Source organism: Phaeobacter sp. CC-HEC084 (genome assembly GCF_059429255.1).
The window spans coordinates 162,941-176,004 of record NZ_JCAIJQ010000004.1; the positions used below are offsets into that span (position 1 = coordinate 162,941).

Below are 13,064 nucleotides of genomic sequence, written 5' to 3' on the forward strand. Positions count from 1 at the left end.
TCAACAGTTACACAGGATACAGCCATGAGCGATCTGATTTGCATCGGCGCGGTGGCCGGCGCCTTTGGGGTACGAGGCGAAGTCCGCCTGAAAAGCTTTTGCGCCAATCCCGAGGACATTGCGACGTATGGCCCGCTCAGTTCCGAGGACGGCAGCCAGAGCTATACCGTGTCACTGACATCGGTAGTCAAAAACGGCTTTGCTGCGCGCCTTGGCGGGGTGGAGACCAAGGAACAGGCGGATGCGCTGAAGGGGCTGCGCCTTTTTGCCCCGCGCGATCGCCTGCCGAGCCTGCCGGATGACGAGTATTATCATGCCGACCTGATCGGTCTTGATGTCTATGATACCGGCGGCACCCTGCTGGGGCAGGTGAAATCGGTACAGAACCACGGCGCGGCCGATTTGTTGGAACTGCATGGTCCGGGGATGAAGAACACGGTTCTGCTGCCTTTTACCCTTGCCGCGGTCCCAACCGTGGACCTTGAGCAGGGCCGGATCATCGCCGACCCGCCCGAAGGGTTGCTCTAAGCAACTGCAGAGCCTGCCACTCCTTACCGTTCAGTCGGTATGGTTTCTTTGAAACCAGTCAAAAACCGTCTCGACCCCACTCAGAAGGGTGCTGTCCCGCTCCTGCAGCTCTGCCCCCGGTGCGGGTAGGCGCAGCCATGAGCGGTAGAGGCGATGCAGAAACAGGAACCGGAAGACCGGATCCTCTGTAAACCGGGCGCCATACCCCGCTTCAAAGGCGGTCCAGTCGCTCTGCGCGACGCCGCCAAATCCAACCGCCTGCCCCTGCGCGCCGTCCCCTGTGGCCAGATGGTCGGGCAAGTTCGCCAACCAGAGATTGGCGATATCCGAATGCGGCAGGGAAAACCGGGCGTTGGAAAAATCGATGAATGAGACCAGATCCTCGGTGATCAGGATGTTCCTGAAATGAAGATCCCCATGCTGCAGCGCCGCCTGATAGGGCAGCCCTCGCGCCTCCCGCGCGAAGCGGTGCAGCATCGCACAGAGGCCCAGAAACCTATTTGGCTTGCGGATCTGCAAATCGCCCGCCCGCACCTTGGCGGCCCGGCCCTGCACCCGCGCCAGATGCGGTTTTGGCCAAAACCGGCGCTGCTCCACCGCTCCGGCCGCGTGCAACTGCGCCACGGCACGGCCAATCCGGCGCAGCAGAACCGCCCTATTGCCCAGACCGTGATCCGCAAAGGACAGCTCGCGATAAGCCGTTTCGCCGGGCGCAAACTCGAAAAGCGCGATGGGACGCTCCGGATCTAGCCAGACCAACTCCGGCACATTGACGCCCTGAACCTCCCGGAGCGCCTGCGCCGCCGCGCGATGGCGGTCGTGGTGGGCGCGCAAGGCCGCCAGATTGCCCTCAGCAAAATCCGCCCGCAGCACGAAACGCCGTTCGTCCGCCGTTCGGATCCCCAGCACGGCGCGGCTGTCCTGCCGGGACGAGTTCACCTGCATCATGCTGAAAGCGGCCCCATCCGGCGGCAGGCCCGCGTCTGCGGCAATCCCCGGCCAAAGCGCCATCGCGCGCTGCTCCACCTCTGCCACGGATGGCTTCTGGTGGAAGGCAGGCAGCCGGTTCATCATTTCATCGGGCATGGCGTGGACAAAGCTTTCTGTTGCGGCCGGCCCAGTTTCAACTAAACAACGGGATATGAGCAACCCGACAAAATCCCATGGCCGCAAGGCGATCCGCCCAACGCTGAAACCGCGTGAACTGATGACACCGACTCCGGATTTGGCCGGGGTGTGGAAGGTCAAGATCATGACCCTGTTTCCCACCGCCTTTCCCGGTGTGCTGGGCGAAAGCCTGACCGGCAAGGCCCTGCAGGAAGGGCTGTGGCAGATGGAGACCATCGACCTGCGCCAGTTCGGCGTCGGCAAGCATCGTAACGTGGATGACACCCCCGCAGGCGGCGGCGCCGGGATGGTGCTGCGCCCCGATGTTCTGGGCGAGGCGATCGACCATGCCATGGATGGGGTGCAGGGCAACTGGCCGCTGATCTACCTGTCGCCGCGCGGGCGACGCATGGACCAGAAGATGATGCAGAACTTCGCGCGTTGCGACGGCATGACCCTGCTGTGCGGGCGATTCGAAGGCGTCGATGAACGGGTGCTGGAACACTATGGCATTCAGGAAGTCAGCCTCGGCGATTTCGTGATGACCGGCGGCGAAATCGCGGCGCAAGCCCTGATCGACGCCACCGTGCGACTGATCCCCGGCGTCCTGGGCAATCAGGCCTCAACCGAGGAGGAAAGCTTTTCCTCCGGGCTGCTGGAACATCCGCAATACACCCGCCCCGCCGAATGGAAGGGCCGCGAAATCCCCGAGGTCCTGATGTCCGGCCATCACGGCAAGATCGCCGAATGGCGTCACCAGATGAGTGAAGAAATCACCAAGGCGCGCCGCCCGGACCTGTGGGAGGCCTATTGCGAGACCAAGAAGGGCTGATCCGGGGACGGAACCTATACGGCCCCCGGCCCCACCGCGTCAGGGCGCGGCGTTGTTCTTCTTGACGGTCAGGTCCGTCCCCTTGCGGAAGGTGATGTCGCCCTTGGGCTGATTGCGCCGGGTTTCCCAACCCAGTTGCCCCGAAGAAATGCCATTGTCGGGATAATGCGTCTTCAGCTTCCAGGCGCCGCCGCCCGCGCCGCGCTCCAGCACTACCCGGCAATGCGGGATCATCTTTACCCCGCCATCGCGTTCGATGAACTTGACGTTCAGCGCCTTGAACAGCTGGTCCATGGTCTGCGCGCCGGTTTCGAATTTCTTCAGTTCGCTCTTCACTGTGGACACATCGACGGCATCGCCATCCCGCTCGACCGCGTAGCCCCAGCCAACCGAACTGGATGGCTTGCCCAAGAGCACGGTCAGATTCTTGAACTCGGTGGTGACCGCCGTGTGGTCCGAGGTGTTGCCCTCGGCCCAATGGGTGAAATCCTTGAGCTTGTTGGCCACGTCCAGCGCCGCCTCTACCGCTTCCTTTTCCAGCACCGGCGTGGCCCACATCGACCCTTTGCCGCCGCTGTACTGGGTCCTGTCGAACTTGTTGACGATATTCTGCGCGGTCTTGTCGATGTCAGCGATCACGCGTTTGCCGTCCTCTTCGGTGTAGGTGACCTTGACCTGGTTCCAGGTTTCCGTCTGCATCACACCCTTTTCCTGACGGCTGACGCCCGAAGTATTGCCATCCTGATCCGGGGTGACGCCATCTTGCGTTGAGGCGCGCATCGCCTGGCGCTCCATCCCGGTCTGTGCGCCGTGGCGGCCGGTGCCATGTCCCTCGCCACCCTCTTCGGCCTTTAGCCGCTCCTCCTGCCAGGCCTGCGCCTCGGCCTGTTTCTTGATCAGCGCCTCGATCTGGGCCCGGGCCTGATCCACCGGTACGCTGTCGAGCATCTCATCCAGCGCCGAGATGCGTGATTTGATATTGCCCAGTGCGGTGACGAATGCCTTTTCCTTCTCCAGCTTCTCGCTTTTCATCTTTTCGATGTTTTCAAGCAGCTCGCTGCGCGAGGTCTCCAGCACCTGACGCGCCTTGTCGAGCCGATCTGAACTGGCATCGACCTGGCGCTGCTTGGAGGCGATGTCCTTTGGCTTGGTCAGCCCCGACAGAGTGTCGTGCAGATCCTTCAGCACGCCCGCCTCACGGGTCACGGCGGCCTCCAGTTTCTTCAACTTTTCCGCTTCGGATTTGATGCGCGAGGCGAGCACCTTGGCAGCCTGACCTGCTTCGGATTTGTCAAAGTCAGAACTGCGTTTCTCGGCGCTCTGCTCCTCAGAGGCCAGCGCCTCCTTCACATAGCCGACCATTTCCTTGTCCAGTTGCTCCAGCCGTTTCTGTCCGTCGGCCCATTCACCCTTTTTGAAATGCTCGACGACGGCTGCGAAATGCTGACGCAGCGCCTTGCGCTCGTCGTCCATGATCTTGCCTTTGACCTTGTCAAAGCGGGCCGTGGTTGCCTTCAGCCGGGTCTTGGCGTTGACCTCTTCGCGCGACGCCTCCGATCCGCCGCCGATCAGGCCAATCAGCTCTTCCATCCGGGTGTTGAGTTTGCTCAAGATCGCGGCTGCCTTGTCCACCGCGCTATCCTTCTGCTCCTCAATCTGGCCGAACAGGATGCGCAGTTCCTTGCGTTCCTCGTCGGTGATCTTGCCCTTGATCTTGTCAAACCGCGACACCACAGCCTGCAGCCGTTTTTCGAACTTACCATCGGCGCTGTCCGCCCCGCCAGCGTCCACATCCGCGTCCACGATCTTATAGGCGAACTGCGTGCCCTTCATGACCGGCTTCAGATTCTTTTCCAGAATCTTGCCCTTGACCGGGCTCAGCTTCAGGGTGCCATCCTCAACAAAACAGCGGCCGACGGCGTGCGTCTTGGCCTTGGCTTTCAGCTCTTTCAGCAACGGCGCGGCGGTCTCTCCGACCACCAGAATAGTCTGCGGCGCGCCATTGAGCGCCACCTGATCGTAGTAATGAAACTCGCTCAGGCTCGCGTCGAGCTTTTTGAGTTCCTTCTTAAGCTCCGCCTTGTAACTTTGCTCACTATTGAAAATATCCAGCTTTTTGAAAGGCATGGTCACTCCTCCTACCCATGAGGCACATTTAAACAGCACGGCCAGAAAGGGCCGACGCAACAACTTGATCTATCAATTCCCCCAAACGGTAGCCCCATAAGCCCCGGCGAGCAAAACAAAAGCGTTGCGAAGAAGTGGGGTTACGGCACAATTCCCTTGAAACATTGGCGCCACAGGCCTAAAAGCCGCTCGTCTGGTACCGGATTCGGTTCCGGGCGTTTTGCCTATGTGCGCATATCCTGCCTGACTTTCTTCGGTCATCTGACAGGGCGCGGATCGGCACTCAGGAACGATCGGTGTGATCTCTGGCGGGCTGCAAAAGCGGGACCCGGTGAAGACCAAGAGCTCTCATATCCGCGCAAAACTTCGTGGAACAACCACGAGCAAAATAGGAGAAGATCAGATGGACCTGATCGCACAGCTGGAGGCGGAACAAGTTGCCGCCCTGGGGAAAGAGATCCCCGATTTCAAAGCCGGTGACACCATCCGCGTCGGCTACAAAGTGACCGAAGGCTCGCGTAGCCGTGTTCAGAACTATGAAGGCGTCTGCATCAGCCGCAAGAACGGTTCTGGCATCGCCGGTTCCTTCACCGTCCGCAAGATTTCGTTTGGCGAAGGCGTGGAGCGTGTGTTCCCGCTGCATTCGACCAACATCGACAGCATCACCGTCGTGCGCCGTGGCCGCGTGCGTCGTTCCAAGCTGTACTACCTGCGTTCGCGTCGCGGCAAATCCGCCCGTATCGCTGAAGACGCAAACTACAAAGCTAAAGCGTAAGGAGTGGTATCATGAAAGCCGACACCCATCCCGACTACCACTTCATCGACGTCAAAATGACCGATGGCACCGTCATCAAGATGCGTTCCACCTGGGGCAAAGAAGGCGACCAGCTGTCGCTGGACATTGACCCCTCCGTGCACCCCGCATGGACCGGCGGTTCGACCCGCCTGATGGACGCCGGTGGCCGCGTGTCCAAGTTCAAAAAGAAATACGAAGGTCTGGGCTTCTAAGACCAACTATCGGTTTCGAAACGAAAACCGCTCCTTTTGGGGCGGTTTTTTTATTTTTGGCGCAAGCACAAATTAGATAGAGGCCATGCATAGCCCGAGCAAAAATTGTAAAATCTTTTCAAATTGACAAGCTTTTTGGGGCACAGTTTTTCGAAATCGTGGATACACTGAAACGAAAGGCCGCAGCCAATGCTCTCCCAAGCCAGCCCTTCCCGCATCAAAAACCTCCCCGAGGCTTTGGCGGGGAATCGAGGGCATGGAACCCCCGTGAGCCAATCGGAAGTCACTGCGGCGGTTACTCTTTTCCGAGAAGGCAGAATCTCAGACGCCCTGTCCACAGCACAAGCTCTGGCGAAACGCTCCCCCGACTTGGTCCCATTGCTGGACTTGCAGGGCGCGTGCCTGAAGGCCCAAGGCGACCTGTCAGGCGCTCTGGATTTCTTCAAACGCAGCCTGGAGGCTGGAGGCAATCCCGCCATCGGGCATTTCAATATCGGCGCTATACTTCTTCAACTCAATTACCTCGATCTAGCAACCGAACACCTGAGCAAGGCCGTCGTCCTAGATCCGAAAAACCCGGCGGCGAGCAGAGCACTGGCCATGTCCCTGAACGAACAAGGCCACTATGCGGAAGCCGTGCATATCATCTCAGCTCTTATCGAGAACAATCCGGTTACCGATGAATTACTCAACGTACTGGGCCTATCACTACGCCGCCTTAACCGTCTGACAGAGGCGAAGGCCTGCTATAATTCGGTGACCCCGACCTCACCAGCTGGTGGAGAAGCCCAATATCAGCTTGGCCTCATTGCATTATCCGAAAACAAAAATGACACCGCAAAGCAGCATTTCCAGAACGCTCTGGACCTAAATCCCCGGCTGACGCCCGTGCACCGCAACATGTCCCTGGTGATCACCTATGACAAGGATCATCCCCACCTGAGAGACATGCAACAACTCCTCAACGAGGGCGACCTGCAGCCCAGCGCAGAAAGCGAACTGCGCTTTGCGCTCTACAAAGCTCTGAATGATACCAGGCGGTACGACGCCGCATTTGAGCATCTGGAACAGGGCAACAGCCTCAAGAAGCAAACGATCAAATATTCGATCGAGAAGGACGAAGGCATATTTGCGTACCTGAAGCATACCTTTGCTGAACCGGCACCGGTTGCCACATCTGAGCTCGGCTTTCGGCCAATTTTCATCGTCGGGCTGCCGCGCTCAGGCACAACGGTAACGGAACGCATCCTATGCGGCTGCGAAGGTGTGACAGGCGCTGGCGAATTGCAGTATTCCACAACTGCCATGTCCAAGCTGATGCAGCAGATGGCAACAAAGAAGCAAACGAAATTCACACAAGCCGACGCACAGGCCCTGCGAGACGCAGTTGGGCAGGCCATGCAGGGTCACGCCAATGGCGCACCTGTTGTAATCGACAAGATGCCGCTCAACTTTCGTTGGGTCGGCGGCCTTCTGGCAGCTTTCCCCGAGGCGCGGATCGTCTACACCACGCGCATGCCCCGCGATCAGCTCTGGTCTCTTTATCAGGTTTGCATGGCGGGTAGTGGCAATGGGTTCAGCTATGATCTCAGCGACATTGCCCAATATCAGGCTCTAACGCGGGACCTGATGCAACACTGGATGCGGCTGTTTCCGGACCAGATCCATCAACTGGACTATCACGCGCTCACGAAAGATCCCGAAGAGCACATCCGGCCATTGGTGGATTTCTGCGGGCTGGAATGGTCCGATGACTGCCTGCATCCAGAAAACCGTGAGAGCGCCATTCAAACGGCATCGTTGCAGCAGGCGCGACAGCCGATCTATCATCGCTCGACCCCGGACTGGCTGCCCCACGAGGCACGTCTCTCCTCGGCATTCGAGCAGTTGAACCAATTGGGGCTGTAGCAGCGCCGGAACGAAGTGTTCCAATTAACACATGGCATCCTGCGGCAGTGCATCAGCTGCACTGCTGACCCCGCCTGATGCGGCAAAAATCAGGCTCTAATTGGGGTAGTTCAACGCTTTTCATTGATTCGGGCACTGTCTATAGTCCGCAGAAAATCGCTCCCGCGGCGCGGGGAACCAAAGGGATCATTGAATGGCGCATATCATTGTCGTCGGCAACGAAAAGGGCGGTGCGGGGAAATCCACCGTCTCCATGCATGTGGCAACCGCTCTGGCACGGCTGGGGCACAAGGTGGCAGCGCTGGATCTGGACCTGCGGCAACGCTCGCTTGGTCGGTATCTGGAGAACCGCAAGGCCTTCATGACCCAGGCCGGGCTGGAACTGCCGATTGTCGATCTGCACGAATTGCCGGACATTGACCCCGACAGCCTGCAACCGGGTGAAAACATCTATGACCACCGTCTGTCGGCGGCCGTCTCCAGCCTGGAGCCGGACAATGATTTCATCCTGATCGACTGTCCCGGCTCGCACACCCGGCTGAGCCAGGTGGCACATTCGCTGGCCGATACGCTGATCACGCCGCTGAACGACAGTTTCGTCGATTTCGACCTGCTGGCCCATACCGATGACAAGGGCGACAAGATCACCGGCCCGTCGGTCTATTCGGAAATGGTCTGGAATGCGCGCCAGTTGCGGGCGCAGGCCGGGCTGAAACCCATCGACTGGATCGTCATCCGCAACCGCGTCGGCACCCAGCGCATGGTCAATAAGGAAAAGATGGAGCGCGCCATCAACATGCTGTCCAAACGGATCGGCTTCCGCGTCGCCCCCGGTTTTTCAGAGCGGGTGATTTTCCGCGAACTCTTCCCGCGCGGCCTGACTCTGCTGGATCTCAAGGACGTGGGCGTCAAACAGCTGAACATCTCCAACATCGCGGCCCGGCAAGAGCTGCGGGACATGATGAAAGAGCTGAACCTGCCGGGCGTCGAGATCAATATCTGAGTCCTGCCCGGCTCGCTCCCCTCTTTGGCGCCGGATCAGTCCCTACCTAGGCTGATCCGGCGTCTCGTAGATGGTGAACAACTCGATCGGCTCGGCCACGCTGCGCAGCATGTAGCGGCCGAGAGATACCAGATCGTGCCCCGCCTCTGCCCCGGCGCGCTGTACCTCCTGGGACAGGATCACGCTTTGCCCGACCGAGTGGTGCAAGCCGGAAATCCGCGCCGTCTGGTTGACGATCGGCCCGATCACGGTGAAGTCCAGCCGGTTTTCCGAACCGATATTGCCATAAAGAATGTCACCGGCGTGCAGCGCCAGGGTAAACCCCGGCGCAGGCAGCCCTGCCTCGGCCCGCTCGATATTGCGCAGGCGGATCTTCTGACGCAGCTCACTCGCCGCATCCAGCGCCGCCTTGGCGTCCTTGCTGAGCGAGCCGAGGTTAAACATCGTCAGCATCCCATCGCCCATGAACTTCAGGATATTGCCCCCGTGGGACTGGATCACGGTCACGGCAATGCCGAAATAATCGTTCAGCATGTCGATCACCTCGGGGCCCGGCACCTGCTCGGCGAGGCTGGTAAAGCCCTTGAGATCGAACAGACAGATGACCGCGTTGATCCGGTCCGACGACCCGCGCTGGATTTCGCCGGACAGCACCCGCCGCCCGGCATCCCGCCCCAGATAAACCTGCAACAGATCCTTGGCCATCTGCTGGTTTGACATCGACTTCAGCGCCAGACCCAGATGCGGCGCGATACTGCGCAGCAAGGACAGATCGCGTTCGCTGAAACCGTCCGGGTGATCGCTGCTCAGGGAAATCAACACCCCTTCGGAGGGCCTGCTAGGATCCAGCGGGACCTTTTCGTCGGAAAAACGCAGGCCAAAGGCGAAATAGTCGGTCACGCCCTGCGCCCGCAGATCCCCCAACATCGGAAAACGGACGACATGCTGATCATTCAGATCCGAGCGGAATTCCTCCAGATCCTCAGCCAGAAGATGGAACAGCGGGCTTTGCAGCCAGGCATCGCGCGGGGCCTGCCGGTGCTCGTAGCGTTCCTGAGACATCCCACCAGTGCGAGTCCAGCTGAACCCGATCCCGCCGAACTGCGGGTGAAAGGCGCGTTGCGCCAGATGAAACCGCCATAGGGGCATGCCGAGGGCGACCATCTGCTCGCAAAACGCCTGCAGGAAACCTTCGCGCTCATGGCTGCGCAGCCCTTGCTCGGTCAGCCAGGAGATCAAGGCGGGGGCTCGGCTGTCTGTCTGATCCACGGGAAAGGGTCCTCGGTTTGCGCGGGTGTTTTGCCAGTATCCGGCACTCTCTGTGTCCGGCAGTATCTGGGGTGCCGAAGCCCGAATGTCTATTCCGCGATTCCAGCCAACTGACGCAACATGCGCCGCAGGGTCTGTTCCTCTTCTGGGCTGAACCGAGCCGCCAACTGCTTGTCATAGCTTGCCGCCTGCCCGCGCAGGTCGCGATAAGCCGCCTCCCCCGCCGGGGTCAGCTTCAGATGCTCTGACCGCCGGTCGGCCTCATCCCTGTTGCGGGTGATGAAGCGGCGCTCAGTTAGCTTGGCCACCGCGCGGCTGATCTTGGTCTTGTGGATCTTGGCGCGCTGACCGATCTCCTTGGCCGTCATGGTGCCATAGGTACCAAGGTGGAACAGTACCCGCCATTCGTTGCGCAGCATCCCATAACGGTTCTTGTAATAGGACTGAAAGGCAAGCGAGCTTTCCTCGGCCGCACGGTTCAGCAGGAACGGCAGGAAATCCTGCAAAGCGAAATCATCTTTTTCGGTCATTTGCCCCTCCATACCCTTGTTAGTTACAAAATCAACTATTACCCCGGCAAGCGGAAAAGGAGGAACGCGCCATGAATCGACCCACAAATCCCCATGAGATGATCCAGGCCCCTTCGCTTGCTGGCCCGCACGAGGGCTATATGCCCGGCTTTGGCAACGACTATGAAACCGAGGCTCTGCCCGGCGCCCTGCCCCAGGGCATGAACAGCCCGCAGAAATGCAATTACGGTCTTTATGGTGAGCAGCTGAGCGGCACCGCTTTCACCGCCGAGCGCGTCGAGCGCACCTGGTGCTACCGCATCCGCCCTTCGGTGAAGCACTCGCACCGCTATGAAAAAATCGACCTGCCCTATTGGAAATCCGCGCCCTGTGTCGATCCCGATGTGACCTCGCTCGGTCAGTATCGCTGGGATCCGGTGGCCCACAGCGGCGAGCCGCTGACCTGGCTGACGGGTATGCGCACCATGACCACCGCAGGCGATGTGAATACCCAGGTCGGCATGGCCAGCCATGTCTATCTGGTGACAGAGTCGATGAAAGACAGCTATTTCTTCTCGGCCGACAGTGAGCTCTTGGTCGTCCCGCAGGAAGGCCGCCTGCGTTTCTGCACCGAGCTGGGCATCATCGATCTGGAGCCGAAGGAAATCGCCATCCTGCCGCGCGGCCTGCTCTATCGGGTCGAAGTTCTGGAAGGTCCCGCACGCGGTTTCGTCTGCGAAAACTACGGTCAGAAGTTCGAACTGCCGGGCCGTGGCCCGATCGGTGCAAACTGCATGGCCAACCCGCGCGACTTCAAGGCGCCGGTGGCGGCGTTTGAGGACCGCGAGGTACCCTCGACCGTGACGATCAAATGGTGCGGCCAGTTCCACGAGACCAAGATCGGCCATTCGCCGCTGGATGTGGTCGCCTGGCACGGCAACTATGCGCCGGTGAAATACGACCTGCGCACCTATTGCCCGGTCGGCGCCATCCTGTTCGACCACCCGGATCCCTCGATTTTCACCGTGCTGACCGCGCCCTCGGGCCAGCCAGGCACCGCGAATATCGATTTCGTCCTGTTCCGCGAACGCTGGATGGTGGCGGAAAACACCTTCCGGCCGCCCTGGTATCACAAGAACATCATGTCCGAGCTGATGGGCAACATCTACGGCCAGTACGATGCCAAGCCGCAGGGCTTCATCCCCGGCGGCATGTCCCTGCACAACATGATGCTGCCGCACGGGCCGGACAAGAACGCCTTTGAGGGTGCGTCGAACTCGAACCTCGGCCCCGAGAAGCTGGAGAACACCATGTCCTTCATGTTTGAAACCCGCTTCCCGCAGCACCTGACCGAATTCGCCGCCAAGGAGGCGCCGCTGCAGGACGATTACATCGACTGCTGGTCCGACATCGAAAAGAAATTCGACGGCACGCCGGGCCTGAAGTAAGCCTGTAGCCACAGCCGTTTTGCGCCGGGGTGATCCCGGCGCCCGCACATAACGTTTTGGGAGACACCATGCCCCTTTTGAAATCCTGGGTCGCCTCGGCCAATTCCGCCGACACGCCCTTTCCGCTGAACAACCTGCCCTACGGCGTCTTCTCTGTCGGTGACGAAGACCCGCGCTGCGGCGTCGCCATCGGCGACATGATCCTTGATATGCAGGCCGCCGAAGAGGCAGGCCTCATCGACCTGACTGATTACGCCCTGTTCGAGGTTCCTTTCTGGAACGACCTGATGGAAGAAGGTCCGGCCGTCTGGACCGCCCTGCGCAACCGTCTGACCGCGCTTCTGTCCGAAGGCGCCGCCGAACAGGCCAAGGTCGAACCGCTGCTGGTGCCGCAGGCCGAGGCGCAGATGCATATGCCCTTCATGGTCAGCGAATACACCGACTTTTACGCCGGCAAACATCACGCCATGAACGTCGGCACCATGTTCCGCGGCCCGGAAAACGCGCTGCCGCCGAACTGGCTGCACATCCCGATCGGCTATAACGGCCGCGCCTCCTCGGTCGTGGTGTCCGGCACCGATGTGCGCCGCCCCTGGGGCCAGCTGAAAGGCCCGAATGACGACGCCCCCCGCTGGGCGCCCTGCGCGCGTTTCGACATTGAGCTGGAAATGGGCGCCATCGTCGGCGTCCCCTCTGAAGGTCCGATCACCGTGCAGGAAGCGGACGACAATATCTTTGGCTACGTGCTACTGAACGACTGGTCGGCGCGCGATATCCAGGCCTGGGAATACCAGCCGCTTGGCCCGTTTCAGGCCAAGGCGACCGCCACCACCGTCAGCCCCTGGATCGTGACCAAGGCCGCGCTGGAACCCTTCCGCTGCGACACGCCCGCGCGCGAAGTTGAGCTCCTCGATCACCTCAAGGACTGCGGACCGATGCTCTATGACATCGATCTGGAGGTGACCATGGCGCCAGAGGGCAAGGACGCCAGCACCATCGTGCGCACCAACTACAAGGAAATGTACTATTCCGCCGCGCAGCAGCTGGCCCATCACACCACATCTGGCTGCCCGATGAACGCGGGTGACCTGCTAGGTTCCGGCACCATCTCGGGCGAGACCAAGGAAAGCCGCGGCTCGCTTCTGGAACTCAGCTGGGGCGGCAAGGAGCCGGTGACGCTGAAGACGGGCGAGGAACGTTCCTTTATCGTCGATGGCGACACGATGACGCTGAAAGGCGCAGCCAAGGGTGATGGCTACACCATCGGGTTCGGCGAATGTGCGGGCAAGATCCTGCCCGCGCTGGACGATCCCTATAAGCGCTAA

Annotated in this window: 12 protein-coding genes; 8 read left to right on the forward strand and 4 right to left on the reverse strand. The window is 60.2% G+C overall.

Features of this window, described 5'->3' with window-relative positions; genetic code table 11:
* Positions 1-24: 24 nt before the first annotated feature.
* Positions 25-528 carry a ribosome maturation factor RimM gene (rimM, locus tag AC5SSZ_RS14765; protein ID WP_495438538.1) on the forward strand — a complete coding sequence of 168 codons (504 nt, stop codon included), beginning with the start codon at positions 25-27 and terminating at the stop codon, positions 526-528.
* Positions 529-558: 30 nt separating this feature from the next.
* On the opposite strand, the gene AC5SSZ_RS14770 is transcribed toward rimM, so the two are convergent.
* Positions 559-1,614: a phosphotransferase family protein gene (locus AC5SSZ_RS14770; protein ID WP_495438541.1), complete on the reverse strand. Its 1,056-nt coding sequence runs from the start codon at positions 1,612-1,614 to the stop codon at positions 559-561.
* A gap of 55 nt (positions 1,615-1,669) precedes the next feature.
* On the opposite strand from AC5SSZ_RS14770, the gene trmD reads away from it, so the two are divergent.
* Positions 1,670-2,467: a tRNA (guanosine(37)-N1)-methyltransferase TrmD gene (gene trmD / locus AC5SSZ_RS14775; RefSeq protein WP_495438543.1), complete on the forward strand. Its 798-nt coding sequence runs from the start codon at positions 1,670-1,672 to the stop codon at positions 2,465-2,467.
* A gap of 39 nt (positions 2,468-2,506) precedes the next feature.
* On the opposite strand, the gene AC5SSZ_RS14780 is transcribed toward trmD, so the two are convergent.
* Positions 2,507-4,594, reverse strand: coding sequence for a hypothetical protein (locus AC5SSZ_RS14780; protein ID WP_495438545.1), 2,088 nt, complete (start codon positions 4,592-4,594; stop codon positions 2,507-2,509).
* A gap of 403 nt (positions 4,595-4,997) precedes the next feature.
* Between AC5SSZ_RS14780 and rplS the strand changes: the two genes are divergently transcribed.
* The 4 genes from rplS to AC5SSZ_RS14800 all read left to right on the forward strand — a co-directional run bounded on the left by rplS (position 4,998) and on the right by AC5SSZ_RS14800 (position 8,513).
* Positions 4,998-5,369, forward strand: coding sequence for a 50S ribosomal protein L19 (rplS, locus tag AC5SSZ_RS14785; RefSeq protein WP_065273597.1), 372 nt, complete (start codon positions 4,998-5,000; stop codon positions 5,367-5,369).
* A gap of 11 nt (positions 5,370-5,380) precedes the next feature.
* The gene (gene rpmE / locus AC5SSZ_RS14790) at positions 5,381-5,602 is read left to right on the forward strand and encodes a 50S ribosomal protein L31 (RefSeq protein ID WP_274830325.1); all 222 of its coding nucleotides are present in this window, start codon (positions 5,381-5,383) and stop codon (positions 5,600-5,602) included.
* A 267-nt stretch (positions 5,603-5,869) separates the two neighbouring features.
* Entirely contained in the window at positions 5,870-7,510 is a 1,641-nt protein-coding gene (locus AC5SSZ_RS14795; protein ID WP_495438547.1) for a tetratricopeptide repeat-containing sulfotransferase family protein, read from the forward strand.
* A 193-nt stretch (positions 7,511-7,703) separates the two neighbouring features.
* Complete coding sequence (locus tag AC5SSZ_RS14800; RefSeq protein WP_065271575.1) at positions 7,704-8,513, forward strand: division plane positioning ATPase MipZ; 810 nt, start codon at positions 7,704-7,706, stop codon at positions 8,511-8,513.
* Between the two features lie 42 nt (positions 8,514-8,555).
* Here AC5SSZ_RS14800 and AC5SSZ_RS14805 read toward each other — a convergent pair whose 3' ends face one another.
* Positions 8,556-9,782: an adenylate/guanylate cyclase domain-containing protein gene (locus AC5SSZ_RS14805; protein ID WP_274830327.1), complete on the reverse strand. Its 1,227-nt coding sequence runs from the start codon at positions 9,780-9,782 to the stop codon at positions 8,556-8,558.
* An 89-nt stretch (positions 9,783-9,871) separates the two neighbouring features.
* Positions 9,872-10,312: a MarR family winged helix-turn-helix transcriptional regulator gene (locus AC5SSZ_RS14810; RefSeq protein ID WP_495438550.1), complete on the reverse strand. Its 441-nt coding sequence runs from the start codon at positions 10,310-10,312 to the stop codon at positions 9,872-9,874.
* A 71-nt stretch (positions 10,313-10,383) separates the two neighbouring features.
* On the opposite strand from AC5SSZ_RS14810, the gene hmgA reads away from it, so the two are divergent.
* Together hmgA and fahA are read left to right on the forward strand one after the other, a co-directional pair.
* Entirely contained in the window at positions 10,384-11,739 is a 1,356-nt protein-coding gene (gene hmgA / locus AC5SSZ_RS14815; RefSeq protein WP_274830328.1) for a homogentisate 1,2-dioxygenase, read from the forward strand.
* A gap of 68 nt (positions 11,740-11,807) precedes the next feature.
* Complete coding sequence (fahA, locus tag AC5SSZ_RS14820) at positions 11,808-13,064, forward strand: fumarylacetoacetase (protein ID WP_495438552.1); 1,257 nt, start codon at positions 11,808-11,810, stop codon at positions 13,062-13,064.